Annotated in this window: 28 protein-coding genes and 2 tRNA genes; 17 read left to right on the forward strand and 13 right to left on the reverse strand. The window is 71.8% G+C overall.

Going from position 1 to position 24,908, the window contains the following annotated elements; all coding sequences use genetic code 11:
• Positions 1 to 114 precede the first annotated feature (114 nt).
• From ABIC70_RS16320 to ABIC70_RS16335, 4 genes are all read left to right on the forward strand, one after another.
• Positions 115 to 516 carry a DUF6455 family protein gene (locus tag ABIC70_RS16320; RefSeq protein WP_043387209.1) on the forward strand — a complete coding sequence of 134 codons (402 nt, stop codon included), beginning with the start codon at positions 115 to 117 and terminating at the stop codon, positions 514 to 516.
• A complete protein-coding gene (locus ABIC70_RS16325) occupies positions 509 to 3,205 on the forward strand; it encodes a cation-translocating P-type ATPase (RefSeq protein ID WP_354440135.1) in 2,697 nt (898 codons plus the stop codon). The genes ABIC70_RS16320 and ABIC70_RS16325 overlap by 8 nt, the downstream gene beginning before the upstream one ends.
• A 103-nt stretch (positions 3,206 to 3,308) precedes the next feature.
• A complete protein-coding gene (locus tag ABIC70_RS16330) occupies positions 3,309 to 3,575 on the forward strand; it encodes a hypothetical protein (RefSeq protein ID WP_236952731.1) in 267 nt (88 codons plus the stop codon).
• Positions 3,576 to 3,682: 107 nt separating this feature from the next.
• Positions 3,683 to 4,543: a universal stress protein gene (locus tag ABIC70_RS16335; protein ID WP_053610293.1), complete on the forward strand. Its 861-nt coding sequence runs from the start codon at positions 3,683 to 3,685 to the stop codon at positions 4,541 to 4,543.
• A gap of 47 nt (positions 4,544 to 4,590) precedes the next feature.
• On the opposite strand, the gene ABIC70_RS16340 is transcribed toward ABIC70_RS16335, so the two are convergent.
• The 6 genes from ABIC70_RS16340 to ABIC70_RS16365 form a co-directional block, all read right to left on the reverse strand.
• Complete coding sequence (locus tag ABIC70_RS16340) at positions 4,591 to 5,283, reverse strand: helix-turn-helix domain-containing protein (RefSeq protein WP_354440138.1); 693 nt, start codon at positions 5,281 to 5,283, stop codon at positions 4,591 to 4,593.
• A 120-nt stretch (positions 5,284 to 5,403) separates the two neighbouring features.
• Entirely contained in the window at positions 5,404 to 5,628 is a 225-nt protein-coding gene (locus ABIC70_RS16345) for a hypothetical protein (protein ID WP_043354335.1), read from the reverse strand.
• Between the two features lie 84 nt (positions 5,629 to 5,712).
• Positions 5,713 to 6,081 (reverse strand): SPW repeat protein, encoded by a 369-nt coding sequence (locus tag ABIC70_RS16350; RefSeq protein WP_043387222.1) that lies wholly within the window; start codon positions 6,079 to 6,081, stop codon positions 5,713 to 5,715.
• 371 nt (positions 6,082 to 6,452) lie between these two features.
• Positions 6,453 to 6,902: a response regulator transcription factor gene (locus ABIC70_RS16355; protein WP_354440140.1), complete on the reverse strand. Its 450-nt coding sequence runs from the start codon at positions 6,900 to 6,902 to the stop codon at positions 6,453 to 6,455.
• A gap of 126 nt (positions 6,903 to 7,028) precedes the next feature.
• Positions 7,029 to 7,637 (reverse strand): response regulator FixJ, encoded by a 609-nt coding sequence (gene fixJ, locus ABIC70_RS16360; protein WP_043354340.1) that lies wholly within the window; start codon positions 7,635 to 7,637, stop codon positions 7,029 to 7,031.
• Complete coding sequence (locus ABIC70_RS16365) at positions 7,627 to 9,177, reverse strand: PAS domain-containing sensor histidine kinase (RefSeq protein WP_081948865.1); 1,551 nt, start codon at positions 9,175 to 9,177, stop codon at positions 7,627 to 7,629. Before ABIC70_RS16365 ends, fixJ begins: the two co-directional genes overlap by 11 nt.
• A 268-nt stretch (positions 9,178 to 9,445) precedes the next feature.
• Between ABIC70_RS16365 and ABIC70_RS16370 the strand changes: the two genes are divergently transcribed.
• Positions 9,446 to 10,306, forward strand: coding sequence for a universal stress protein (locus tag ABIC70_RS16370; protein WP_354440143.1), 861 nt, complete (start codon positions 9,446 to 9,448; stop codon positions 10,304 to 10,306).
• A gap of 16 nt (positions 10,307 to 10,322) precedes the next feature.
• A complete protein-coding gene (locus ABIC70_RS16375) occupies positions 10,323 to 10,559 on the forward strand; it encodes a hypothetical protein (protein ID WP_043354346.1) in 237 nt (78 codons plus the stop codon).
• Between the two features lie 43 nt (positions 10,560 to 10,602).
• Here ABIC70_RS16375 and ABIC70_RS16380 read toward each other — a convergent pair whose 3' ends face one another.
• From ABIC70_RS16380 to ABIC70_RS16390, 3 genes are all read right to left on the reverse strand, one after another.
• Positions 10,603 to 11,007 carry a BLUF domain-containing protein gene (locus tag ABIC70_RS16380; RefSeq protein ID WP_043388204.1) on the reverse strand — a complete coding sequence of 135 codons (405 nt, stop codon included), beginning with the start codon at positions 11,005 to 11,007 and terminating at the stop codon, positions 10,603 to 10,605.
• Between the two features lie 174 nt (positions 11,008 to 11,181).
• Positions 11,182 to 11,994: a universal stress protein gene (locus ABIC70_RS16385; protein WP_075380906.1), complete on the reverse strand. Its 813-nt coding sequence runs from the start codon at positions 11,992 to 11,994 to the stop codon at positions 11,182 to 11,184.
• 99 nt (positions 11,995 to 12,093) lie between these two features.
• Positions 12,094 to 14,013 carry a heavy metal translocating P-type ATPase gene (locus ABIC70_RS16390; RefSeq protein WP_354440146.1) on the reverse strand — a complete coding sequence of 640 codons (1,920 nt, stop codon included), beginning with the start codon at positions 14,011 to 14,013 and terminating at the stop codon, positions 12,094 to 12,096.
• A 500-nt stretch (positions 14,014 to 14,513) separates the two neighbouring features.
• Here ABIC70_RS16390 and ABIC70_RS16395 point away from each other — a divergent pair, with 500 nt between their 5' ends.
• Positions 14,514 to 14,855, forward strand: coding sequence for a phasin family protein (locus ABIC70_RS16395; protein ID WP_043354355.1), 342 nt, complete (start codon positions 14,514 to 14,516; stop codon positions 14,853 to 14,855).
• A gap of 205 nt (positions 14,856 to 15,060) precedes the next feature.
• On the opposite strand, the gene ABIC70_RS16400 is transcribed toward ABIC70_RS16395, so the two are convergent.
• A complete protein-coding gene (locus tag ABIC70_RS16400; RefSeq protein ID WP_100794009.1) occupies positions 15,061 to 15,510 on the reverse strand; it encodes a response regulator transcription factor in 450 nt (149 codons plus the stop codon).
• 304 nt (positions 15,511 to 15,814) lie between these two features.
• Between ABIC70_RS16400 and ABIC70_RS16405 the strand changes: the two genes are divergently transcribed.
• From ABIC70_RS16405 to ABIC70_RS16440, 8 genes are all read left to right on the forward strand, one after another.
• A complete protein-coding gene (locus tag ABIC70_RS16405) occupies positions 15,815 to 16,201 on the forward strand; it encodes a hypothetical protein (protein WP_043759265.1) in 387 nt (128 codons plus the stop codon).
• Between the two features lie 152 nt (positions 16,202 to 16,353).
• Complete coding sequence (hpt, locus tag ABIC70_RS16410; protein ID WP_043354359.1) at positions 16,354 to 16,920, forward strand: hypoxanthine phosphoribosyltransferase; 567 nt, start codon at positions 16,354 to 16,356, stop codon at positions 16,918 to 16,920.
• Positions 16,921 to 17,085: 165 nt separating this feature from the next.
• On the forward strand, positions 17,086 to 17,451 hold the full coding sequence (locus tag ABIC70_RS16415; RefSeq protein ID WP_043354361.1) for a response regulator: 366 nt from the start codon (positions 17,086 to 17,088) through the stop codon (positions 17,449 to 17,451).
• Between the two features lie 76 nt (positions 17,452 to 17,527).
• Positions 17,528 to 17,905: a hypothetical protein gene (locus ABIC70_RS16420; RefSeq protein WP_244447686.1), complete on the forward strand. Its 378-nt coding sequence runs from the start codon at positions 17,528 to 17,530 to the stop codon at positions 17,903 to 17,905.
• Positions 17,906 to 17,957: 52 nt separating this feature from the next.
• Positions 17,958 to 18,335 carry a hypothetical protein gene (locus ABIC70_RS16425; RefSeq protein WP_043354364.1) on the forward strand — a complete coding sequence of 126 codons (378 nt, stop codon included), beginning with the start codon at positions 17,958 to 17,960 and terminating at the stop codon, positions 18,333 to 18,335.
• Positions 18,336 to 18,408: 73 nt separating this feature from the next.
• Positions 18,409 to 18,483: transfer RNA gene (locus tag ABIC70_RS16430), tRNA-Thr, on the forward strand.
• Positions 18,484 to 18,995: 512 nt separating this feature from the next.
• The gene (locus ABIC70_RS16435; protein ID WP_043354366.1) at positions 18,996 to 19,256 is read left to right on the forward strand and encodes a NepR family anti-sigma factor; all 261 of its coding nucleotides are present in this window, start codon (positions 18,996 to 18,998) and stop codon (positions 19,254 to 19,256) included.
• Complete coding sequence (locus ABIC70_RS16440) at positions 19,253 to 19,849, forward strand: sigma-70 family RNA polymerase sigma factor (protein ID WP_051044938.1); 597 nt, start codon at positions 19,253 to 19,255, stop codon at positions 19,847 to 19,849. Before ABIC70_RS16435 ends, ABIC70_RS16440 begins: the two co-directional genes overlap by 4 nt.
• A 55-nt stretch (positions 19,850 to 19,904) precedes the next feature.
• Here the strand turns inward: ABIC70_RS16440 and ABIC70_RS16445 are convergent, their stop codons facing one another.
• The gene (locus ABIC70_RS16445) at positions 19,905 to 20,438 is read right to left on the reverse strand and encodes an isochorismatase family protein (protein WP_053611590.1); all 534 of its coding nucleotides are present in this window, start codon (positions 20,436 to 20,438) and stop codon (positions 19,905 to 19,907) included.
• Between the two features lie 564 nt (positions 20,439 to 21,002).
• Positions 21,003 to 21,079: transfer RNA gene (locus ABIC70_RS16450), tRNA-His, on the reverse strand.
• A 221-nt stretch (positions 21,080 to 21,300) separates the two neighbouring features.
• Between ABIC70_RS16450 and ABIC70_RS16455 the strand changes: the two genes are divergently transcribed.
• Both ABIC70_RS16455 and ABIC70_RS16460 read left to right on the forward strand, forming a co-directional pair.
• Entirely contained in the window at positions 21,301 to 23,229 is a 1,929-nt protein-coding gene (locus ABIC70_RS16455; protein WP_236961958.1) for a chloride channel protein, read from the forward strand.
• A gap of 104 nt (positions 23,230 to 23,333) precedes the next feature.
• Complete coding sequence (locus tag ABIC70_RS16460) at positions 23,334 to 24,440, forward strand: tartrate dehydrogenase (protein WP_354440151.1); 1,107 nt, start codon at positions 23,334 to 23,336, stop codon at positions 24,438 to 24,440.
• Positions 24,441 to 24,608: 168 nt separating this feature from the next.
• Here the strand turns inward: ABIC70_RS16460 and ABIC70_RS16465 are convergent.
• Positions 24,609 to 24,908 (reverse strand): transketolase C-terminal domain-containing protein (locus tag ABIC70_RS16465; RefSeq protein ID WP_354440153.1); only part of this gene is annotated, 300 nt, incomplete at its 5' end.

A 24,908-nucleotide genomic window follows, 5' to 3' on the forward strand; every position in this document is an offset into this window, starting at 1 on the left:
GGGCCCTGGGCCGCCGCCGACCGAGATGTGCGCCGATGTCGCCGGATCGGCCTTGAGATGGATCAAGGGCGCCGCCGCCGCGGTGGGGCACGCAGGGATTTTCAGGAGTCTGTGATGGCCGCACCAGCCGACAAGACCGACCCCTTCGATCCATTCGGCGTCGCCGCCGCGATGACCGGATGGTGCTGCCTCCTGAAGGCGGCGCAGGAAATCCGGGACATCGACCAGGAGATGATGGAGACGATGATGGAGGCCGACGCCGCGGCGCCCGCCGGCCTGTCGCCGGAAGCCGGCGCCAAGCTCCAGGGCGTCGTCAGCCTGATGCGACGCCTGCAGCTCGACCCCGAAGCCGTTCGGCGGAGCGAGCCCGAGACCATGCGGGCGCTCGAGGCCGCTTGCCGGGCCTGCGGCGCGCGGAGCCGCTGCGAACGCGAGCTCCGGGCCGGAACGGCGGCCCGCACCTACCCGGACTTCTGCCCGAACGCCGCGCGCCTCGACCGGCTGCGCCATGCTTGAGCGGGATCCGGCCGAGGATCCCGAATGGCCCAGCCCGCCGGCCGCGACCGGGTGCCCGGCGGCGGGGACGAAACCCGTCCATGCCCTGCCGGTCGCGGAGGTTCCAGGGCGTTTCGAGACCGCCCTGCCCGCGGGCCTGACCGATGCGGAGGCCCGGCGACGGCGCGCGCGGTTCGGCGCGAACGTGATCGCCACGACCGAGAGGGCCGGCAGGCTGTCCCTGCTCCTGCACCAGCTCGCGAGCCCCGTCGTCTACCTGCTCGCCGCGGCCGGCGGGCTCTCGCTCTACTTCGGGGATTGGCAGGAGGCGGCCGCCGTCATCGCGGTGCTGGCCATCAATACCGGCCTCGGCTTCTTCACCGAGCTTCGGGCGGTCCGATCCGTCGAGGGCTTGCGGTCGCTCGGGACGCGCTCGGCCCGCGTCCGCCGCGACGGGCACATCCGGGTCCTGCCCGCCGAGGATCTCGTCCCGGGCGACATCGTGCTGATCGAGGGCGGCGATGCGGTCCCGGCCGACATCCGGCTGGTCGAGGCGTCGAACCTGGGCGCCGACGAGTCGACCCTCACGGGGGAATCCGTGCCGGTGGACAAGTCGGCACAGCCGGTCGCCGCAGAGGCACGCCTCGCGGAGCGCGCGTCGATGCTGTTCCGGGGCACGCTGGTCACCCGCGGGAGCGGTGCGGGTGTCGTGGTCGCGACCGGCGCGGCGACCGAACTCGGGGCGGTGTCGCGCCTCGTCGCGCAGGCCGACCCGGAGGGGTCGCCCCTGGAACGGCGCCTGGGCCGCCTGTCCGGCCAGATGGTCTGGGCGGTCCTGGGGGTGGCCGTTCTCCTGGCCGGCCTCGGCATCGCAACCGGCAAGGATCTCCGCCTCATGACCGAGGCCAGCATCGCGCTGTCGGTCGCGGCCATTCCGGAAGGCCTGCCCATCGTCGCGACTCTGGTGCTCGCGCGCGGCATGTGGCGGATGGCCCGCAGGAACGCGCTGATCGAGCGCCTGTCGGCCGTCGAAACGCTCGGCGCCACGACGGTCATCCTGACCGACAAGACGGGGACGCTCACCGAGAACCGGATGACGGTGCGGCAATTGTCGCTGCCCTCCGGGCAGGGGGACCTGGCCGAGGGAGGGCCCTCGATCGAAGCCGGACGCCTGCTCCGCGTTGCGGTGCTCTGCAACGACGCCGCGCTCGGATCGGGCGCCGGAGACGGCAGCGGCGACCCGATGGAACAGGCGCTCCTGCGGGCGGGGCGGTCCGCCGGCTTCGACCGCGCGGCCCTCGGGCGCGACCGGCCTCTCGTGGGAAAGCACGCCTTCGAGGCGGCCGTCCGCATGATGGCCACCGTCCATGCTGCGGGGCCGGGTTTCTGGGTGGCGGTCAAGGGCGCCCCGGAGGCCGTGCTCGCCGCCTCGCGGCGCACCGGTGACGGCGCGCATGATCGTCCCCTCGACGCGGGCGACCGCACCCTGTGGCGACGCCGCGTCGAGGATCTGGGGGCACGGGGCCTGCGGGTCATCGCCTGCGCCGAGAGGACGGTCGCGGATCCGGTAAGCCCGCCCTTCGAGGATCTCACGTTCCTCGGGCTGGTCGGGTTGGAGGACCCGGCCCGGGAGGACGTGCCGGCGGCGATGGCGGCCTGCCGCGCCGCGGGCATCCGCGCGGTGATGGTCACCGGCGATCACGCCGTAACCGCCCGGAGCATCGCCCTCGCGGTCGGTCTCGCCGGTCCGGGGGACCGCATCGCGGAGGGCGTCCCCGATGCCGGTCTGCCGGACGGGCTGGAGGATGTCGCGGTCTTCGCCCGCGTGAGCCCGGCCGAGAAGCTGGCGCTGGTCCGCGCCTACCAGGCGAAGGGCGAGGTCGTCGCCATGACCGGCGACGGCGTCAACGACGCCCCGGCGCTGAGGCAGGCGGATATCGGCGTCGCGATGGGCCGGCGGGGGACGGACGTGGCGCGCGAGGCCGCCGCCATGATCCTCCTCGACGATGCCTTCCCGACCATCGTCGGCGCGATCCGCGAGGGGCGGATCATCTTCGACAACATCCGCCGGTTCGTCACCTATCTCCTGGCCTGCAACCTGAGCGAGGTGATGGTCGTCGGGCTCGCGGTCGTGTCGACGCTGCCGCTACCGATCCTGCCGATGCAGATCCTCTACCTGAACGTCGTGACCGACGTGTTCCCGGCCTTCGCCCTGGCCCTCGGCGAAGGCCGGGACGACATCCTCCGGCGACCGCCGCGGGATCCGAAGGAGCCCATTCTGGGGCGGGCGCAATGGACGCGGATCGGCCTGCACGCCGCCGCGATGACGGCGGCGACCTTCGCGGCCGGCGCCGCCGCCACGTTCTGGCTCGCCTTCGATCCGGCCTCGGTCGTGACCGTCACGTTCCTGACGCTCGCCTTCGCGCAGCTCTGGCAGGTGTTCAACATGCGCGCCTCCAGCGCGCCGCTCCTCCGCAACGAGGTCACCCGGAATCCCTGGGTCTGGGCCGCCCTGCTCCTGTGCACGGCGCTGCTCGTCGGCCCGGCCTATCTCCCGCCCGTCGGCCGCCTGCTGGGCCTCGTCCCGCTCGATCGGAACGGCTGGATGCTCGTCCTCTCGGTGAGCCTCGCACCGCTCCTGGTCGTCCAACTCGCCACCCTGGCGGCAGGAGCCCGCCGGCCGTCCGGGCGCGACGGCCGTCCGACGTGAGGTCCGGTGCCCCTCCGCGCCCACGGCCCGCGCGCCTTCGTGTAAGCTGTCGTCCATGAGCAGGATCACGACGGACCCGACCGCAGCGGATTGGGATGCACGAATGGAGCGGCTGACCGGCCGCCTTCCCGGGCGCCTGCGCGATGCGGTCACGTGGCTGAGGAAGCCCTCGCGGCGGCCGGCGCGGTTGGCGGCGGCGCTCGCCCTGATCGGCGGCGGCTTGCTGTCGTTCCTGCCGATCCTCGGCCTCTGGATGCTGCCCCTCGGCTTCGCCCTCCTGAGCGAGGACATCCCGGCGCTGAAGCCGCGGCTCGAAGCGATGGCGCGGGCGGTGGAGCGGTTCGTGTCCCGCTTCCGCAAGAAGCCCTGACCGGATCGGGTGATCCGGCGCGGTCGCCGACGGTCCGGCGTTGAGCTGGATCAAGGTCGAGCGGCCGCACCCGTCGAGACTCGGGCGATCGGCAGCCCGGAGCTCTCATGTCCCTCCCGTCCTCATCGCCCCTCGCCGCCTTGCGCGACATCCTGGTCGCCGTCACCGAGGAGGGCCGCGGCGACGAGCCCGGAACGGCGCTTGGCTATGGCCTCACGCTCGCCGCCGCGGCGGGCGCCCACCTCACCGTCCAGTCCGCGGCCCGCCGTCTCACCATGGTGGGCGGCGCGGGATTGGGGTTCGTCGACGGCCTCGTCGCGGACGAGAACCGGCGCCTGCGCGTCCTCGCCCAGGCCGTCGCCGAACGCGCCGCCGGGGATGCCACCCGTGCGGGGGTGACCTGTACGACCGAGGCGCCCGCGCTGGCCTACCCGGATCTGATCGCCCGGCTCACCGCCCGCGCGCGCCTCGCCGACCTGACCATCCTGGACGCGGAGGCGCGGGAGGTCGATCTCGACCGCGACCTGATCGACGGACTCCTGTTCGGCAGCGGTCGCCCGCTCATCGTGGTGCCTGCGGGCTGCTCGGCCTGGCCTGCCGGTCGGATCGTCGTCGCCTGGGACGGCAGCGCCCAGGCCGCGCGGGCGGCGAACGATGCCCTGCCGTTCCTGCGCGCCGCCGAGGCGGTCGAGATCGTGTCCGTCGTCGGCGAGAAGGACCTGTCGGCCGCGGTCGCCGGCGCCGAGTTCGCGCCGCACCTCGCGCGCCACGGCGTGACCGTGTCGGTGAACGTCCTGCCGGTCGTCGACGACGTCGCGGAGACGCTCAGGACCCAGGCGGGCCTGTTCCGCGCCGACATGCTGGTGATGGGCGCCTACCGGCACGCCCGCCTGAAGGAATGGTTCTTCGGCGGCGTGACCCAGTCGCTCCTGGCCCGCAGCCCCCTTCCGCTGTTCCTCGCCCATTGACGGCGCGGCATCACGATCCGTCGCGACCCGCCGGGGCGGCGTCGCGCTCAGTCCTCGATCATGCGGTGGAGCCGGGCCCGTCTCAGGCTGACCTGGCGGCCGCCGACGCGTTGCAGGGCCCCGTCCTCCTCCAGCTGCGAAAGGGTGCGCGACACGGTCTCGATGGTCAGCCCGAGAAAGTCGGCGATGTCGCGCCGGGTCATCGGAAGGGAGAAAGTCCCGGTGCCGCCCAGGCGTGCGTCCACGTCGATGAGGAAGCTTGCCACGCGCTCCGCCGCCGAGCGGCGCCCGAGCAGCAGCATGTGATCCTGGGCGTGCCTCAGATCGTTCGTGGCCATGTCCCAGAGCTGGCAGGCGAACTCGGCCCGGTCGGTCGCGGCGCGCTCGACCTGCCGCCGTTTGAAGATCAGCACCTTGGTGTCGGTGAGCGCCTCGGCGCTGTGGCGGTGGATCTTGCCCTGCTCGAACCCGAACAGGTCGCCGGGCAGGCGGAAGCCGGTGATCTGACGACGGCCGTCGCTCAGCACCTTGTGCGTGCGCACCGCGCCGCTGACGACCTTGTAGACGAACTCGGCCTCCTCGCCCTCGCCGTAGACTTCCTCCTCGCGGGCGTAGGAGAACGGCGTCCCGATCACCTCGGGGCAGCCCGCGAACAGCGCGCTTGCGTCCAGGCTCGGGAAGGGCGCCGAATGGCCTGCCGGGATCTGCGTGGACGTCCGTGCGGTGTAGTCGGTGCTCATCGCTTCGCTCCTCACCTCGTCGTGGGAGCGAGATTGGCCGTCCTCGGGGAGCGATGAAATTCCGGTTCGTGTCTTAAGCGAACTTGCTTACGGACAATTACGTAGTGCCGCGCGTCGGGCTCAGAGGCCCGCGGTCGTCGCGAATGCCCAGGCGGGAACCGGGTCGGGGAGCCCGGGCAGGCCGGAGCGCCCCGCGAGGAGGGCGCCCACCAGGGTGGCGAGCCCGTATGCCAGCACGCCCAGAACCAGCGTGAGGACGTCGGCATGACGGCGCAGGGCGTGGATGCCCGCGCAGCCGACCGTGAAGGACGCGGCGGCCGCGAGCGCGACGGGGTCGAGGGGCATGGCAGCCTCCTGGAAACGATGCCGTGAGGGACGCGGCCGCGCGCGGCGCAGGGCTGTCGCGGCCGTTCCGGCGCCCGGCCCGCCTCAGACCGAGCGCGCCTGGGGCGACACGTAGAGCCGCCGGAGTTCGAACGCGGCCAGGGCGGCCACCGCGAGCCCGACCCCGACATGCACCCCCATGGCGCCCCTGGTCTCCGCGAAGCCCAGTGCCCACGGCGCCATGGCCGCCCATAGGCCGAGGGCGAGGTTGAGGTACTCTTCCCAATCGTAGGTCCGGCCGAGGGCCAGCAACGCGACGACGGTGATGGCGCCGCCGCTGAGAAAGGCGTTGCGTGCGGCGGCGGAATCGTAGCTCAACTCCAGATACCAGGGTGCGAGGACGAGCGTGATCCCGAGGAGGATGTTGAGCGCGTTCGGGATCATGTCCTCGGTTCGGTTCTCGATGGTTCTCATCGGCTTCCCCCTGACGAAGGGGCCCCGGCGGCCGGACCGAGCGGGCGTCCGGAGCGCGAGCGGCAGACGGCCTGCCGCCTTCCCGATTTTCAGGGTCTCCGTATTGGTGCGGCGATACATTGATCCAGCTCAAGATCTTTGTGCGGGTTTCGCCGCAATGTTCATGAATAAGCTTGGCAAATCGTCGTTCCGTGGAGACAAGAGCGACGTGGCCGGTTCTTTTGCTTGGCCGCACGCTGTGACGGAGCGCACAGGGGCCTTGGGATCGTCCGCCGCCGCATGCGGGCGCCGCGGTCGCCTCGGCCAGGGTAGCTCGGCCTCGGGCACGCCGGCGCGCGCCGGTTTGCCGATCTGGTTTCCGTCGGGTGTGGTCAGGCCGGCTGGGGGAGGGGCGCGGGGCGTGGCGCTGGGGCGGCCTCTCGGGCGGCCTCTCGGGCGGCGTCTCGGGCGGCGTCTCGGGCGGCGTCCGGGGCGAGGAGCCCGAGGAGCGCGTCGAAGGCGAGGGGCTTGTCGACCAGCGGGATCCCGGCGGCGCGAGCCCGGGCGCGGATGGCGGGGTCGGGGTGTCCGGTGATCAGGACCACGGGCACGCGGGCATCGAGGTCGTGGAGCCTGGCGCAGACTTCCAGGCCGTCGAGCCCCGGCAGGACGTGGTCGAGGAGGACGAAGGCCGGGCTCGGCCCCGGGAAGGCGGCCAGCAGTTCCGGTCCGTCCGCGAAGGTCTCGACCCGGAGGCCCTCGCTTTCCAGGAGGAAGCGGGTGGAGTGGAGGACGGCCGCGTCGTCGTCCACCACGTAGATGAGGTCGGTCAGGGCAGGCATGAGGTGTATCGGCGGCTGGATCGGCGGCTGGATCGGCAGGTTCGTCGGCGGGGTGCCGGTCCGGGTTCGGGACCGCCAGGATGGGGCGCGATCCGGATCCCGGCCTTGACCTGCCTCAAGGCCGGCTCAGGCCAGGCCCGCCAGCACCGCCCAGCGCACCAGCTCCTGCAGGGTGCCGGCCTGCGTCTTGGCCATAAGCTTCGCCCGGTAGATCTCGACGGTGCGCGGACTGATGTCGAGCGTGCGGCCGATCTCCTTGCTGGTGCCGCCGGCGACCAGCTGGTCGAGGACCTGCCGCTCGCGCTCGCTCAGGGTGCCGACCCGCCGGACGAACTCCCGCAGCGTCGGATCCACCGCCTCGGCCGCGCCGTTGCGTTCCAGGGCGGAGCGCAGCGCCTGCAGGAGGGCCTCGTCGTCGAACGGCTTCTCGATGAAGTCGCAGGCGCCGAGCTTCATCGCCTCCACCGCGAGCGGGACGTCCCCGTGCCCGGTCATCATGATAACCGGAAGCTTGTGGCCGGATGCCCGCAGGCGGCGGAGCAACTCCAGGCCGTTGAGACCGGGCATGCGGATATCGGTCAGGACGCAGCCCGCTGCCGGCTCGACGAGCCGTTGGAGAAAGTCGGTCGCAGTCTCGTAGAGCCGCACCTCGAAGCCTTCGGTGCCGAGCAGGAAGCCGACCGAGTCCCGCATGGCCGGGTCGTCGTCGACCACGTGCACAAGGCTAGCTGGCATGACCGAGGTCTCCATCGTGCGCGGCCGGCAGCGTCAGCCGGAAGGTTGCCCCGCCGGCCTCGTTGCGCTCGACCCATAGGCGGCCGCCATGAGCCTCGACGATGGTGCGGCAGATCGAGAGCCCGACGCCCATCCCGCTCGCCTTGGTGGTGACGAAGGGTTGGAACAGCCGGTCCGCCACCGCGTCCGAGATGCCCGGCCCGGTGTCCACGACGGCAATCTCGACGTGGTCCGTTCCCGCGGGGCAGGCCTCGACGCGCAATTCGCGCCGGTGCCCCTGCTGCATGGCCTCGCGGGCGTTGCGCATCAGGTTGATCAGGACCTGCTGAACCTGAACGCGGTCGGCCAGGACGGACGTGACCCTCGGATCCACGTGCACGCGCGCGACAACGCCTTGCTCCCGGGCCCCGACCAGGGCCAGCGTGCTGGCCTCCTCGATCAGGCTCGCGACGGGCTCGACCCGCTTCTCGGTCTCGCCGCGGGTGACGAACTCGCGCAGGCGCCGGATGATCTGTCCCGCCCGCAAGGCCTGCTCCGCGGCCTTATCGAGCACCTCCACCGTCTTGGCGACGTTCTCGGGACTGGGATGCGCCAGAAGGCGCTTGCAGCCCTTGGTATAGTTGCTGATGGCCCCGAGCGGCTGGTTCAACTCGTGGGCCAGCGTCGAAGCCATCTCGCCCATCTCGCTGAGGCGGGACATGTGGACCAGCTCCGCCTGGAGTTCCTCGAGACGGGCCTGCGTGCGGCGTTGCTCGGTCAGGTCGTTGATGAACCCGGTGAAGAAGACCTGCTCGCCCGCGCGCATCTCGCCGATGGCCAGCTCCATCGGGAAGGTGGAGCCGTCCCGCCTCAGGCCGGTCACGACCCTGTTGGTGCCGATGATGCGGCGCTCGCCGGTCCGCCGGTAGCGGTCGAGGTAGGCGTCGTGCTCGCTCCGCATCGGCTCCGGCATCAGGATGCGGACGTTCCGACCGACCGCCTCGTCGGCCGCGTAGCCGAAGAGACGCTCGGCCGCCGCGCTGAACCAATGGATCCGGCCTGCCTCGTCGATGACGACCATGGCCTCCGGCACGGTGTCGAGGATCGAGCGCAGGTGAGCCTCGCGGGCCCGCAGGTCGACCTCGGCCCGCTTCTGCTCGTCGATATTGAGCACGACCCCGCGGAGCCGGAAGGGGCTGCGTTCCGGGTCGAGTTGCACCCGGCCGCGCGAGCGCAGCCAGCAGACATGCCCGTCGGGGCGCAGGACGCGGTAATCGACCTCGTAGCTGCCCCCCTCCCGCACGGCTCTCTCGATGGCCTCCGCGCGGGCTGGACGGTCCTCCGGATGCACGAGGGCCTGTGAGGCGGCGAAGGTGGTCAATCGTTCGGCCGGGACGCCGAACAGGCGGGCACAGGTCGGCGACACCGTGGCGCGACCGGTCACGATGTCCAGCGACCAGATGCAGATGCCCACCTCGTCGAGCGTCAACCGCAGGTCGTCGCCGGTCTGAGCGGTGGCATCGTCGCGAGGGTGGCCGGGCGCGTCGACGGGGTTCGTCATCGCTTGCACCCGGAGAGGTCCTGCGGGCCGCGACGATGAAAACGCATCCGTCCCGAACTTCCAATCGGTTGCGCCATGACAACCAAAAATTACTGCATTTTGGAATCAGTGAACAGCCTTTCGGCAGTGTTGTTGGTCGAATATAGACGATCCCGTCGGGCGAATGTGCGAAATTGAACACTCCGCATCGTGGGCCGCTTGAGGTGGATCAAGGCTGCCCAGCCGCGACGGGACGAACCATGGGGCCGGCACGAATCGGAGACGCTCCATGTCCAGCCCCTCCCGCTCCCCACTCGCGGGCATTCGCGACGTCCTCGTCGGCACGACCGTGGAGGGTGAGTTCGATCCCCCCATCGCGGCGATCGGCTACGGGCTGACGCTGGCCAAGGCGGCCAATGCGCACCTCACCGTGCAGTCGGCCTCCTGGCGCCTCACGGGCGACGACGCGTGGCTCGGCGAGTTCGACTACGTGGGCGAGGCCCTCGTGGACCGCCGTCTCGACGCGCTGGCGCGCTCCATCGCGGAGCGTGCGGCCGGCGATGCGGCCCAGGTCGGCGTTGTCTGCACGACGGAGGCGCCGGGGCTGACCTACCCGGACGTCGTGACCCGGCTGGCCACGCAGGCGCGCCTGCACGACCTCACGGTCCTGGACGCGGGACCGCGACGGTTCGACCTCGATCGCGAGACCATCGAGCGGGCGCTCTTCGAGAGCGGGCGGCCGGTCATCGCGGTGCCGCCGGGCTGCGACGTCTTCGCCGCACGGCGGATCATCGTCGCCTGGGACGGCAGCGCGCAGGCGGCCCGGGCCGCCAACGATGCCCTGCCGTTCCTGCGCGCCGCCGAAGCGATCGAGGTCGTCTCGGTCTGCGACGACGCGGAGATCCACGAGGCCGTCCCCGGGGCCGAGTTCGCGCCCCACCTCGCGCGGCACGGCGTGAACGTCGTCGTCAACGACCTGCCGAAGGGGGACGGCATCGCCGAGACCCTGCGCAGCCAGGCCGGCCTGTTCCGCGCCGACCTGGTCGTGATGGGAGCCTACCGGCATTCTCCCAAGCGGGAGTTCTTCCTGGGCGGCGTCACCCGCTCGCTCCTGCGGAACTGTCCCGTGCCGCTGTTCCTGTCCCATTGAACCTAGGGGGTCGGCGATGCGCAAGCGACCAACAGCCCGGAGCGGCACGACCACCGGGCCGACGCGCAAGCGTGAGCCGCCGCCCCGTGGCGCCCCGGCGCGCCCCGAAGCCGCGGAGGCGGTGCCGCCGGTGCGCCCCGAACCCGTCGAGGCGGTGCCGCCGGTGCGGGCGCCGAACGCGCCCGATTGGGCCAACCCGTTGACCGAGGAGGAGCGCCGCGCCCTCGAGGCCGGCTGGGGCTTCGTCGAATGACGGCTCCGCGGGCGCCGTCGGCTCCCCGGCCCGTGCGGCGGTGTCAGAGCCGGGCCCGCGCGAGTTCCTCGATGGCCTGGATCAGGCGGCGCAGGTCGGCCGGGTCCGGCTGCGCCGGGGCACGCGCGGTCAGGGCTGCGATCAGCCTGTCGACGTAAACGGAGGCGCCGGAATAGGCGAGGCTCCAGTCGGCGAAGCGCCGCCGGTCGATGTCGTCGTACAGCAGCACCGCCACCTCCGTATGGCGCGGGTCGCGACGGATGCTGTCCATCAGGGCATCGACCGCGGGACGCGGCCCCTCCAGGATCTGCGCGAACCGGGTGCGCGACGCCACGAGGGCTCCCGTGACCCGGAGCCGGGCGTTCCGGGACAGAGACGTCTCGACGATGTTCCGGACGTCGGCCTCGGAGGATGTCCGCCGGCTGACGTAGAGAAGCCGACTGTCCATGGCTCTGCCTCCCTGCCGCCGCCCAGCGCGACCCTGACGCGTCCGGGCCGGCGAGCCTGGCCTCGTCGCACGGATCGGACCGGAACGCGGGCGCCGCGGGATGGTGCCGTTCGACGCCCGCGATCGGGAAGCGCTCGTCCAGCCTGCGAACGGCGGCCCCGACGAAGCGCGGGCTCAGTGGCTCATCAGGCAGCAGCGTGGGGAGCGCTCGAGGAGATCGCGCGTGACGCCGCCGAACATCCATTCCCGCAACCGGGAATGGCCGTAGGCGCCCGTGACGATCAGATCCGCATCCTGCCGCAGGGCGAACCGCAGGATCTCCGAGCCGGCATCCTCCTCCGTTTGCAGGTGATGGACGGCGACGTGCGCGCCGTGCCGCGCGAGGTGGCCGGCCACGTCGTCCGCACCGTCGGGCCGGGCATCGGCGCCGACGGTCGCCACGTGGACCCGGTCCGCCGCCCGCAGGAATGGCAAAGCCGCCGACACGGCCCGCCGCGCTGCGGGACCGTCCCGCCACGCGATAACGATGCGCGACCCCGTCAGGCTCGCGAGCCCCGGCGGCACCACCAGGACCGGCCTGCCGGCCTCCATGAGGACGGGCCCGGGCGGCACGCCGAGTGGTCCCGGATCCGCGTCGCCCGGTCCCCGCCGGCTCAGGACCACGAGGTCCGCGGCGCGGGCCGTCTCGATGACGTGCGTGACGGCGTCCGCGAAGCCGGCGCGCCAGTCCGTGCCGATCCCCTCGGTCCCGGCACGCCGGAACAGGGCCTGCGCCTGTTCGAGGATGGTTTGGACCTGTGCCGTGTTGCGTTGCTCCTGCGCGACGGCATCGTAGACATCGCGGACCAGGAGGGGGGCCGGCACCGGATGGGCCGCCGCGCCCGTGAGCGTCGCCGCGAAGCGCCGGGCGAGGCCGGCGGCGAGGCGCATCCGGTCCAGCGCCGCTTCGCCGAGGTCGGCGGAAACGAGGATGTTGGCGTAGTCCATGGCTCAGCTCCGGCCCGCGTCGATGCCGACGCGGGAACCTCGCTGGAGCCGCGAGGGGCCACCTTGATCCAGCGCAAGCCCGCCGGCTGCCGGCGGGCGTCAGGGATGGCCCACGGCCTCCGCCGTCGGCTCGCGCCCGTCCCGGGGGCCGCCGAGCACGCGCATGGCGTTGAGGATCACCGCGACGTCGATGGCCTCCTGAAGGAGCGCCCCCTGAAGCGGCGAGAGATGGCCCAGCGCCGCCGCGACCATGCCGGCGAGGGACAGGCCGAGGCCGATCCACACGCTCTGGAGGGCGATGGCGCGGGCGCGCTTCGCGATGTGGATCGCCTGCGGCAGCGGCGCCAGGCTGTCCACCAGCAGGACGACGTCGGCCGCCTCGGCCGCCGCCGCCGCGCCCCGGGCGCCGAGGGCCACGCCGAGATCGGCCGCCGCCAGCGCGGGCGCGTCGTTGACCCCGTCGCCCACCATCATCACGGGGCCGTTCCGACGCTCGGCGGCCACGGTGCCGGTCTTGGCCGCCGGATCGAGGTCGGCCACGATGGCGTCCACGGGCAGGCCGGCGACGAGCGCCTCGGCGACGCCGCGCCGGTCGCCGGTCGCGAGCACCACGCGCGTGATCCCGCAGGCGCGAAGGTCCATGAGCGCCCGGCCGCCATCCGTCCGCAGCGGGTCCGCGAAGTCCAGGACCGCGGCCGGCGTGCCGTCGACGGCGACCAGGACCGTCGATGCCGCCGCCGCGGCCTGTCGGGGGCCGGCCGCCGGCGGGAAGACGATGCCGTGCCGGCGCATCAGGCGCGCGCCTCCGACGATGACGAGCCGCCCCTCCACCCGGCCGCTCGCCCCCTCGCCGGGGGATTCCGCGACCATTGAGGGCTGCGGAAGGATCAGGCCGCGCCCCCGGGCCTCCTCGACCAGGGCCCGCGCCACCGGGTGGCCCGAGGCCTGATCGACGGACGCCGCGAGGCGCAGGACCTCGGCCTCCCCGTGCGCGCCGAGGGTTCGCAGGGCGGCGAGTCGGGCGGAGCCGCGGGTCAGGGTGCCGGTCTTGTCGATCACCAGGACCCGCACCTGGGCGAGCATCTCCAGCGCGCCGCCGCCCTTGATCAGCACGCCGATGCCGGCTGCGCGCGACAGTCCCGAGACGAGGGCGACGGGCACCGCCAGGATCAGCGGGCACGGCGTGGCGACGACCAGCACCGCCAGGGCCCGGATCGGGTCGCCCGTGGCGGCCCAGGCGCCGCCGGCCAAAGCCAGCGTGAGAGCGAGGAATCCGAGCCCGTAGCGGTCCGCCAACCGCGCCATCGGCGCCTTCTGGGCGCGGGCGGCCTCGACCAGGCGGACGATCCCGGCATAGGTGCTCTCGGCCGCAGGTCGCTCCGCCAAGAGGGTGAACGGCGTGCCGGCATTCACCGTGCCGCTGAGCACGGGCTCGTTCGCCTTGAGGGTGACCGGAAGCGCCTCGCCGGTCAGGCTCGACCGGTCGAGCACCGCCCGGCCCGCCGCGACCCACCCGTCCACCGGCACGACGTCACCGACACGGACCAGGATCCGGTCCCCCGGGACCAGCGCCGCGAGGGCGACCTCCTGCAACACACCGCCCTCCTCGCGCAGGGCTGTGCGCGGCTGGCGCGCGATCAGCGCCGTCATCGCCGCCCCGGCCCGGCCCGTGGCATAGGCCTCCAGCGACTGGCCGCCCGCGTACATCAGGGCGATGACGGCACCGGCCAGCGTCTGACCCAGGAGGAGGGCGCCGCCCATCGAGAGAAGGGCAACGAGGTCAAGCCCGACATCGCCGCGCGCCAAGCTCGTCACGACCTGCGTCAGGAGGACGGCCAGGACCGCCAGGGTTGCGAACGCCCAGGCCGCCGTCGCGAAATCCGGACGCCCGAGCGCCTGCGCCAGGAGGCCCGCGCAGAGGCCCGCCAGCGGCAGGACCGCCAGCCACCTTCGCACCCGCGTCCCCCACTCGGCGGCCGACCATCCTGTTCCGCTTGAGCCTACCGCCGCCGTGGCCATGTCGAGGGTGCCTTCGTCCGCGCCGCCGAGCTAGGGCCCGCCTGGCTCGCGGGCCTTGCGTTGGATCAAACCGTCCCCGTCGAACCGGGCCGGGCCCAGGCCCGTGGGGCGCGACCACGCCAGATTCCGGCCCCCGCGATGCCGGCGCACCGACCGGGACGGGGCTGCGGACGACGGTGGAGCCGTTGGGCATCGCGGGCTCGGTCCGGCTGTCGACGCGTCGCGTCGGATTCTCCCTTCGCGACTGGAGCAAGGGGTCGAGGACCGAGCCGCGGGCGCGGACGGGCCGCGGCCTGCGATGCCCGAGAAATCCGGAGCTGGCGCCGAGCCTTGGATCGGGTCGCGGGGCGGCGCGTCCGGCGGCGTCCGACCTGTCCGGTCGGGTTTTTCTCAATAATATCTGAGCGAATAGTTGTATTGGATTTGAGATATTGATCTGAATCAATGCGGATCGTGCCGGAACTTCATTCGTGACCCGGATGTCGAGACAGGAGATCCCGATGGCTTCTGAGACCGTGACGCCTCTTCAGGCACCGTCGTCCACCGACCCGATGGAGTCCATCAAGGCCGGCCTGGGTACAGGCTTCGGCGCCTGGCGCGCCTTTGCCGTCGATCTGCCGCTGCGCATCGCCACGGAGACGGTGCGCTTCACGGGCTGCCGTCTCCAGGCCCAGGCGGACCATCTGGCCGCGCTCACCCGATGCGGCTCGCTCAAGGATGCGTTCGAGCTTCAGACGGCGTTCCTGACCAGAAGCATGGCCGACTACCAAGCGGAGGCGCGCACGCTGTCGCACGAGGTCGTCGAGGCGGCCTCCGCCGAGGGGGTGTCCAAGGCGGCCTGAGGGGCCGGACCGCCGCGCCATTCCGAGCGCGCCCGTCTCGATGGCTTCTGCTGCGGTGGGGGCAGGACGGGGGCGGCATGATGGGGGTGGCAGGACGGGCCGCAGGTCGATCAGCCGACCCGTTCCGCCCTCCGCCGGGTGTTCGCGCGCCGGCCCGATGCGCGCCGTATTTCGCTCTGGCCGGTCTGGTTTCCGCCGGGTGTGGTCAGGCCGGCTGGGGGAGGGGCGCGGGGCGTGGCGCCGGGGCGGCCTCTCGGGCGGCCTCTCGGGCGGCGTCTCGGGCGGTGTCTCGGGCGGCGTCCGGGGCGAGGAGCCCGAGGAGCGCGTCGAAGGCGAGGGGCTTGTCGACCAGCGGGATCCCGGCGGCGCGGGCCCGGGCGCGGATGGCGGGGTTGGGGTGTCCGGTGATCAGGACCACGGGCACGCGGGCATCGAGGTCGTGGAGCCTGGCGCAGACTTCCAGGCCGTCGAGCCCCGGCAGGACGTGGTCGAGGAGGACGAAGGCCGGGCTCGGCCCCGGGAAGGCGGCCAGCAGTTCCGGTCCGTCCGCGAAGGTCTCGACCCGGAGGCCCTCGCTTTCCAGGAGGAAGCGGGTGGAGTGGAGGACGGCCGCGTCGTCGTCCACCACGTAGATGAGGTCGGTCAGGGCAGGCATGAGGTGTATCGGCGGCTGGATCGGCGGGTTCGTCGGCGGCGTGCCGGTCCGGGTTCGGGACCGCCAGGATGGGGCGCGATCCGGATCCCGGCCTTGACCTGCCTCAAGGCCGGCTCAGGCCAGGCCCGCCAGCACCGCCCAGCGCACCAGCTCCTGCAGGGGACCGGAAGGCGTGTCGTTTCGTTGTCCTCTGGTTTTGTTCGCGGGCATTCCCCGGTTCTGGTGTGAGTTATAGAATTGCCAAATTTGTCCGCCTACGCTCTCGACCGCATGAATTGAATATCGTCTGAGCGTGAAGACTGCCATGAACAGCACGACACAGCAGGATCAACTCGAGATCGTGAGCGCGCTGGCGGCGTCGCTGGCCGATCGGATGCTGATGGAGCGCCTGACCCAGGGAACGCTGCCGCTGGCGAATGCCAGCCGCCTCTGGACCGCGTCGCTGCTGCTGGAGGAGCACGAGCGCCCCATTCCCCGCATCGTGGCGGACGTCCTGGAACAGGTGCGGCATGTCGAGCCCGCGGAGGCGCCGGAGAGGATGGACCTGGAGTCCGAGCTGGAGTCCGGACCGGAGCCCCGACCGGAGCCCTTGCCGGACGTGACGGCCGAGCGGCATGCCGGCGCGGCCGCGCCGCGCCGGCGCCGGCTCACCCGCCTGCTCCGCCCGTTCCGGCAGGGAACCGAGGCCTGACGCTCCCGGCGTCGGCGGGTCCTGCGGGCGCGACTTGATGTCGGCCCGCCGTCGTTTCGGATCCGGAGTTTCCCGACGGCGCCCGGGACGCTAAGACCCTCTCCAGTGCGGTGGCGGATCCCGTCCCGCGAACGGGCTTCGGGATACGAGTGATGAGCACCCCTGAACGGCGCGTCCGGACCCTGTTCGACGAGGCGGCCATCGCCAGGCGCAACGATGAACTCGCCCAGGAGATTTTGGCTGCCGGGCCCGAGGACCTCCTCGTCGTGGCCGTGCTCAAGGGAAGCTTCATGTTCGCGGCCGACCTGCTCCGGTCGCTCCACCGGGTCGGCCTCGCGCCGCAGGTCGAGTTCGTGCACCTGTCGAGCTACCGTACGGGGACCGTGTCCAGCGGTCAGGTCGAGATCCTGCGCGACGTGCAGAGCGAGGTGCGCGGGCGGGATGTGCTGCTCGTGGACGATATCCTGGAATCGGGCCGCACCGTCGTCTTCGCCAAGGACCTGCTGATGGCCCGCGGCGCCCGGCGCGTCCTCACCGCGGTGCTGCTGGAGAAGCCCGGCAAGCGCGCCGTGACGATCGACGCGGATTTCGTCGGCTTCGTCTGCCCCGATGTCTTCGTCGTCGGCTACGGCATGGATGCCGCGCATGCCTTCCGGCAGTTGCCCTTCGTGGGCGTGGTCGATTACGGGGATGGCGGCCCGGATCTGTTCGATGCCTGACCGAGACGCCGCGGCGCGGCATTTTCGCCGCGCTGCACGGCAGGATTGACGATTCGACGTGCGACGTCTTGACAGGCGGCAAATTCGCCTGTGTCTGTCGACGTTTGGGCGTCCGCATCATCGCGACGGGGCGCTCGCGGGCTTCGGGGACGATCACGGGACCACATGGCGCGCATCCTCCTGGTGGATGACGAAGAGACCGTCCGGGGCTTCCTCAAGCGGGGGCTGGAGATCGACGGCCATGCGGTCGTCACGGCCAGCGATGGCAGTGACGGGCTCGATCGCCTCAACGAGGCCGACGGCGGCTTCGATCTGATGCTCACCGATATCCGCATGCCGCTCATGGACGGCATCGCGCTGGCCCTGGCGGCCAAGCGCGATTTCCCCGACCTGACCATCCTGCTGATGACCGGCTTCGCCGATCAGCGCGAGCGCGCGCGGGGGCTCGATGCCATCGTCACCGATGTCCTGACCAAGCCCTTCTCCCTGGCGGATCTGCGCGCCACGGTGAAGCGGGCGCTGGCGGCCTGAGGCGACCGGCCCGGCGGGACAGTCCACCCGTTCAGACGAACTTAAACATTTCCCTTAGGTTGAGCTTCACGAAGGCGTGCCAATCTGCTCCCGACTGGATCAGACCGAGTACGCCCTCGCCATGTATCGCCGGGACCGGGACATCGACGCGGCAGCCTATCAAGCGGACCGCTATGCCTGGGAGCCGGACGATGCGACCTGGCGGGCGGATCGGGACGAGCCGCAGCGGGCACGCAAGGGCTTTTTCGGGCGGCTGTCTTCGCTGGTCAAGATTTCCGTGCTTGCGGTGCCGGCGGCGCTGTTCCTGTATGGCAGCTTCGCCGATTGCAGCGGCCGTCCGGCGGCGGGCTGGCTCGGCCTCGTCGGGGCCGGTGCCTGCGCCCGCAACGAGATGCTCGGCAGCGTCCTCTCGATCCAGGACAACCTCGCCCTCCTGAAGCGGCTCATCAACTGAACCTTCGGCGTGTCGCGCCGCCGCGCTCTGCTCCGCTCCCCGTGAGTCCGCCATGTCCAGCCGCCCGCTTCTTCCCGCCGCGTCCGAAGGTGCGTCCGATGCCCTCGAGGAGGCGAAGTTCCGCGCCCGCATGGCACGGGTCGGCCCCGAAGCGGCGAACCGTCCCCCCCGCGGGAGCCGGGCACCCGAACGGGGGCGCCGTCTCCGGCTCGGCTGGAAGGGCTGGCTCGTCGTCGACAGCCTGGTCGTGCTCCTGGTCGTCGCGGGGGTGGTGGCCTGGCCGCCGATCCAGGCCTGCCGATACCAGGACCAGACGGTCGGCTTCTACGCCGGCGATTCCGTTGGGAAGTGCATCCGCCGCGGCATCGCCGACCGCCTCGATACCGCGGACCAGCGCTTCAAGCGCCTGATCCGCCGCTCGGGCCAATGAGGCGGGCCGCCGCAATTCTTCGCGCCCCTCGGGTTGAGCGGCGGCACGGCGGCTGGTAGCAAGCGTCTCGCGAGCCGGTGTAGCACAGCGGTAGTGCAGCGGTTTTGTAAACCGAAGGTCGGGAGTTCGATCCTCTCCACCGGCACCAGACGTTTTCCGCACGATCAGAGTGGGTTGGGCCTGCTCCCGGAGCGCGGCGACCGCTTTCCTCACGCAGCGGTCGGGACAGCACCCCTCCGAATCGCCTCCCCCTGGAAGGAGCCCGGGATCGGGTCTGCCGTCGACGCACCCGCGCGCGGCGCGCGCCAGGACGGGTCTGGTCGCGGCCCGTTCGGCTTCGGGAGGAGCGAGACCGCGCCCGGTCGGACAGGCGGCCCGGAGCGCGGTCAGCGTCCGTTCAGGTGCCTCCGCGCATCCTCGGTACAGCCAAGCTGAAAACAAGTATTTCTGAATTGTAACTGAGTATATATCCTGAAAATTCGGCCCAAGCTGGGCCATTTGATAATTAAAATTAGATGAATGCGCAGTTCAGAGCCGATTAAATCCGTCGCGCCTACCAGCCCTGCCGGACAGCGATGAGATGCGTCTCCGCCGCGCCGAGACCGGTCCGGCGGAGGCCGGGCCTCCGGGGCCGCATCGGGCACGGCAGGGGGCGCGACCATGTCAGGGAACGAGGACGATCGGGCGAGGGCGGGCTCCGCCGGAGCGCCGGATGCGACCGAGGGATGCGCCGCGGTCGGGCCGCGCCCGGCGCGGCGGGCCGGTGCGCCCGGTCGTTCGATCGACGGCGCGGCGCGGGACCGGATCGGGCGCGGCCTGCGCCTGCACTACGCCGGGGTGCTGGCGCTGCCGATTCCGGACCGGCTCCGGACGCTGCTCGACGACCTCGCCGCCTGCTCCGACACGGAGGCCTCGCAATGACCCTGATGCTGCAAGCCGCCCCCGCGGGGAGCGGATCCGGTCCGGCGCCCGTAGGGGCCGATGCCGAGATGCGCGACCTCCTTCTGGGCGCGATCCCGGCCCTGCGGGCCTTCGCGTTCTCGCTGACCTACGACCTCGACCGCTCGGACGATCTCGTGCAGGACACGCTGGTGCGCGCGTGGATCAACGCCGCCAGCTTCCGCCGCGGGACCAACCTGACCGCGTGGCTGTTCACGATCCTGCGGAACCTGTTCTATTCCGAGCAGCGCAAGCGCAAGCGCGAGGTTGAGGATGCCGACGGCGTGCATGCCGGGCGGCTCAGCGCCCTCCCGGAGCAGGAGATCCGGATGGAGATGGCGCAGTTCCAGAGCGCTCTGAACCGTCTGCCGCCGGCTCAGCGCGAGGCGCTGGTCCTGGTCGGCGCCCAGAGCTTCACCTACGAGGAGGCCGCGGCGATCTGCGGCGTCGCCGTCGGCACGATCAAGAGCCGGGTCAGCCGCGCCCGGATGCGCCTAATCGAGGTTCTGGGCATGAACGGCGCCGACGATATCGGTCCCGACGCGCAGACCCGTGCGGCCCTGGACGGTCCCTAGGCCGCTTACCGTCGAAGGGGATGCCGGCTCGGCGGGCCGGGAGCCGCGCCGGCGCCTACTTGATGAGCGTCATGATCTCGCGGAACCGCGGGTGGCGCGCCGTGCCGAGCCACTCGAACACCACCATCTCGGTGGTGACGATCTCGGCCCCGTGGGCGGCCATCCGGGTGAGCGCGGCCGCCCGGCTCTCCGTCTGCCGCGAACCCACGGCATCGCACACCACGCAGGCGCGGCGCCCGGCCTCGAGAAGCCCGAGAACAGTCTGCAGCACGCAGATATGCGACTCGCAGCCGGTGACCACGAGGTCCCGATCCGCGGGCAGCCGCTCGAGGAAGCCCGGCGCCCGGGTGGCACTGAAGCTCATCTTGGGGAAGGCCGTCCCGGGCTCGGGCGCCAGTTCCGGCACGGTGGGGCCGAGGCCACCGGCATTCTGCTCGGTGACCAGGATCGGGACGTCGAGGCGATGCGCGGCGGCGGCGAGGCGGCCCGTATTGGCCAGGATTCCGGCTCCGTCGGCGATCACCGGCATCAGCCGGACCTGAACGTCGATAATCAGGAGAAGCGAGCGAGCGGGATCGATCAGGGGCATCGGTTCGGATCTCGCATGGGGCGCGCACGCCGGAACGGGTTCGGTCGGACGTCCGGTCCGCTCATGTGGTGCTGCGGCTCCCTGCCTGCCGGATTGGGCATGCCGGACCATCGGCCGTCGGCTCACCGGGGCCGGCGACCGCGCGATCCGGCGCCCGTCCGATCCGGCAGGCGCGCCCGCGAGGCCGATCGGACGAGCGATATCCGACGCGGGCTGTGGTCGCCACCGCTGCCGGTCGGAGGGCGGGGGTGCCCCACTCTCCCGACGGCCTGGGGCGCCTCGAGGGTGATGCGAGGCCGGGCTGCTGCCGCTGCACCATGGCGTCCATCCCGGGCCAGCTCGCCCCGCATCCGCCGTCGCGCTAGGCCATCCGCGGCGCGCGGTGGACGATCTCCCGCACGCCGCGCCCAACCACGCCTGAGACCGCCGGGATCGCCCGGGCTGTGCGGTCGTCCCGAGACGCTCGTCCGGCGAGAACGCCGGATCCGGGAGGCGCCGGACGCATCCCACCAAGCAAAAGGGGCCGGCGATCCGCCAACCCCTTGCGCTGTCGAACTGAATGAATGGTACCACCGCCCCGGCTCGAACGGGGGACCCCCAGATCCACAATCTGGTGCTCTAACCAACTGAGCTACGGCGGCACTGGCGCGGGGTGTATCGTGGGCCGCGGCAGTTTTCAAGGCGATGTGTGCACGGGATTTCGACTCCGTGGATAGCGCCGTCGGGCTCCCCCGCGCCGGGCCGGCAGCCCTCCTGCGGCACGCGCCCGTTTGCAACGGGATCGACCCCGGCTGTAATTGCGACGGCGGGGTCGACGCGTCGGCCCCGCCAGTCGAACCGACCGGAGGCGAAGAGGCGGACCGTGAGCGCGCGACAGCCAGCGGGCGCCGGCGGGGGCAGGGCGCCCGGCGACGGATCGGCCGACGTCCCGGCCCGATCGGCCGTCCGGCCGAGCCGGCGGACCCGTCGCCGTTGGGCCGGGATCGGCCTCATCCAGGCCCCCGGACGGCTGCGCAGCCTCGTTCGCCGGAGCGAGGGCGGCCTCGTCGCCCTGGCGACCCTGGTGGGCTGCGTCGCCGGCGTGGCGGTCTCCGCCATGACCTGGATCACCCAGACCCTGCGCGAGGGGCTCTACCAGCTGCCCGCGGGGGCGCGCCTCAGCGCCGTCGATGCCGTGTCGCCGGTGCTCCTCCTCGTGGGCCCCTGCCTGGGCGGCGGCGTGCTCGGCCTGCTGATCGTCGCCGCCAACTACGTCCGCGGCCCGCGCAAGCGTCCCGCCATCGACCCGATCGAGGCGAACGCCCTGCATGGCGGCCGGATGTCCCTGCGCGACAGCCTCTACCTCGCACTCCAGAACGTCATCTCGAACGGGTCCGGCGCCTCGGTGGGGCTCGAAGCCGGCTACACACAGATCGCCTCCGGCCTCGCCTCGCGGCTCGGCATCGCCTTCGAGGTGCGGCGCAGCGACCTGCGCACCCTGGTGGGCTGCGGTGCGGCCGGGGCCATCGCGGCCGGCTTCGGCGCGCCGCTCGCCGGCGCCTTCTACGCCTTCGAGCTGATCATCGGCACCTACTCCATCGCCACCCTGACGCCCGTGATCGTCGCGGCCCTGTGCGGCAACCTGATCTCCCGGTCGCTGATCGAGGCCCAGCCGCTCGTCGATCTCGGAGACATGCAGGCGGTCACGACCTCGCACGTCACCAGCCTGGAGATCCTGCCGAGCCTCGCCCTCGGGCTGGTCTGTGCGGGCCTCGGCATCCTGATCATGCGCGGGGTCACCCTGGTCGAGCGCCTCGTCCAGGCCTCGGGCGTCCCGCGGGTGGCGGCGCCCGCCTTCGGGGGGCTGTGCGTCGGCGCGCTGGCGCTGCTGGCAACGCCGCAGGTGCTCTCGGGCGGTCACGGCGCCCTGCACATGCATTTCGCCGCCGAGGGGCAGGGACACGGCATCGCCGCCCTGGCCGGGCTGTTCGCCGCCAAGGCGGTGGCGTCGGCGATCTCGATCGGCTCGGGGTTCCGGGGCGGTCTGTTCTTCGCGTCCCTGTTCCTGGGCGCCATCGCCGGCAAGCTGTTCGCCGCCCTCGCCCCCGTCCTGGTGCCGCCGCTCGCGGATTTCGGCCTCACGCCCCTGGCCTACGCGGTGATCGGCATGAGCGCCCTGGCCGTGGCGATCATCGGCGGCCCGCTGACCATGACGTTCCTGGCGCTGGAGGTCACCGGCAGCCTGCCGATCACCGGCGTCGTGCTGGCGGCGGTGATCGCGTCCTCGCTCACCGTGCGCAAGACCTTCGGCTACTCCTTCGCCACCTGGCGCTTCCACCTGCGCGGCGAGAGCATCCGCAGCCCCCACGATGTCGGCTGGATCCGCTCGCTCACCGTCGGCCGGCTGATGCGCCGCAATCCCGGGACCGTGGCGGTGGATACGCCGCTGCCCACCTTCCTGCGTGCCCATCCCCTCGGCTCGCCCTCTCGGGTGATCGCCGTGGACGGGGGCGGGCGCTATGCCGGCATCGTGAACGTGCCCGAGGCGCACGCGGCGTCCCGGGATTCCGGCGCCGACGCGCAGCCCGTGCTCGCCGACCTGCTCCTCCATGGGGACGATTTCCTCACGCCGGGCATGAACGCCAAGGACGCCGCCGCCGCCTTCGACCGCACGGAGAGCGAGGCGCTCGCAGTCGTCGAGAGTGCCGAGAGCCGCAAGGTGCTGGGCCTGCTCACCGAGAGCCACACGCTGAAGCGCTACAGCGAGGAACTCGACCGCCAGCGCCGGGCGATGGCGGGCGAAACCGACTGATTGTCAGGCCGGCGTGTTGACCGCACGCCCGGGTGCAACAATCACCCTGACATCTCCGACCCGGGCTCCGCAAAAGCCCGATCTCCGACATGCGTGGAGGACACATGCCCGGCCAAGAAAAACCCAGCCACCCGAACAGCCCGTCCCGCCGCTACCGCATCGCCGTCATTCCCGGCGACGGTATCGGCAAGGAGGTGGTGCCGGAGGGTGTGCGCGTGCTGGAGCAGGCGGCCAGGCGTCACGGCTTCTCGCTCCAGCTCGACTGGTTCGATTTCGCGAGCTGCGACTACTACGAGCAGCACGGCCGGATGATGCCGGAGGATTGGAAGGCGCAGATCGAGACCCACGACGCGATCTATTTCGGCGCCGTCGGCATGCCCGAGCGCGTGCCGGACCACATCTCGCTCTGGGGCTCCCTGATCCTGTTCCGGCGGGAATTCGACCAGTACGCCAACCTGCGCCCGGTGCGGCTGATGCCGGGGGTGAAGTGCCCGCTGGCGGACCGCAAGCCGGGCGATATCGACTTCTGGGTGGTCCGCGAGAACACCGAGGGCGAGTACTCGAACGCGGGCGGCCGGATGTTCGCCGGCACCGACCGGGAATTCGCCCTGCAGGAGACGATCATGACCCGCCACGGGACCGATCGGATCCTGAAATTCGCCTTCGAGCTGGCCCAGAAGCGCCCGAAGAAGCACCTGACCTCGGCCACGAAGTCGAACGGCATCTCGATCACCATGCCGTACTGGGACGAGCGGGTGAAGGCGGTGGCCGAGTCCTATCCGGACGTCCGGTGGGACCAGTACCACATCGACATCCTGACCGCGCATTTCGTCCTGAACCCGGACCGGTTCGACGTGGTGGTGGCCTCCAACCTGTTCGGCGACATCCTGTCGGATCTGGGCCCGGCCTGCACGGGCACGATCGGCATCGCGCCGTCGGGCAACATCAACCCGGAGCGGGTGCACCCGTCCGTGTTCGAGCCGGTCCACGGCTCGGCGCCGGACATCGCCGGCCAGGGGATCGCCAACCCGATCGGTCAGATCTGGTCGGGGGCGATGATGCTGGAGCATCTCGGCGAGCACGAAGCCGCCCGGGAGATCGTCAGCGGGATCGAACGGGTACTGTCCGAGCGGACCCTGCGCACCCGCGACCTCGGCGGCAACGCCGACACGCAGGCCTGCGGCAAGGCGGTGGCGCAGGCGCTGGGCTAGGGAGGCGGGTTCGCCCTGCCGCACCCTCATCCTGGGGTGCGGCGGAGCCGCCTCGCAGGCGCCCTCCGGAGATCGCGCGACCTCCGGAAGGCGCCTTCGGGGCCTGCGCTCTGCTCCGGCCCCTCAGGACGCGGTGCGCGGGGCGGAGCGCCGTCGCGAAACGCGCGATCAGCGGGGACGGCGGCGCACGCTCACCACGTTGCTGGCCGGCTCCGCCTTGCCGGACGCCGCCGGCAGGGCATCGAGGACCGCCTTGACGATGGCTTTGGCGTCGAGGCCGGCTTCGGCGTACATCTTCTCGGGGCTGTCGTGGTCCTGGTAGGTGTCCGGCAGCGTCAGCGTCCGCACCCGGACCCCGCCCGCGTCCAGCGCCCCCGTCTCCGACAGCAGGTGCAGCACCATCGCGCCGAACCCGCCCCGCGAGCCCTCCTCGATCGTCAGCAGGACCTCGTGGTCCCGCGCCAGATC

The organism is Methylobacterium sp. 1973 (genome assembly GCF_040545035.1).
In the GTDB taxonomy this organism is placed as follows: domain Bacteria; phylum Pseudomonadota; class Alphaproteobacteria; order Rhizobiales; family Beijerinckiaceae; genus Methylobacterium; species Methylobacterium fujisawaense.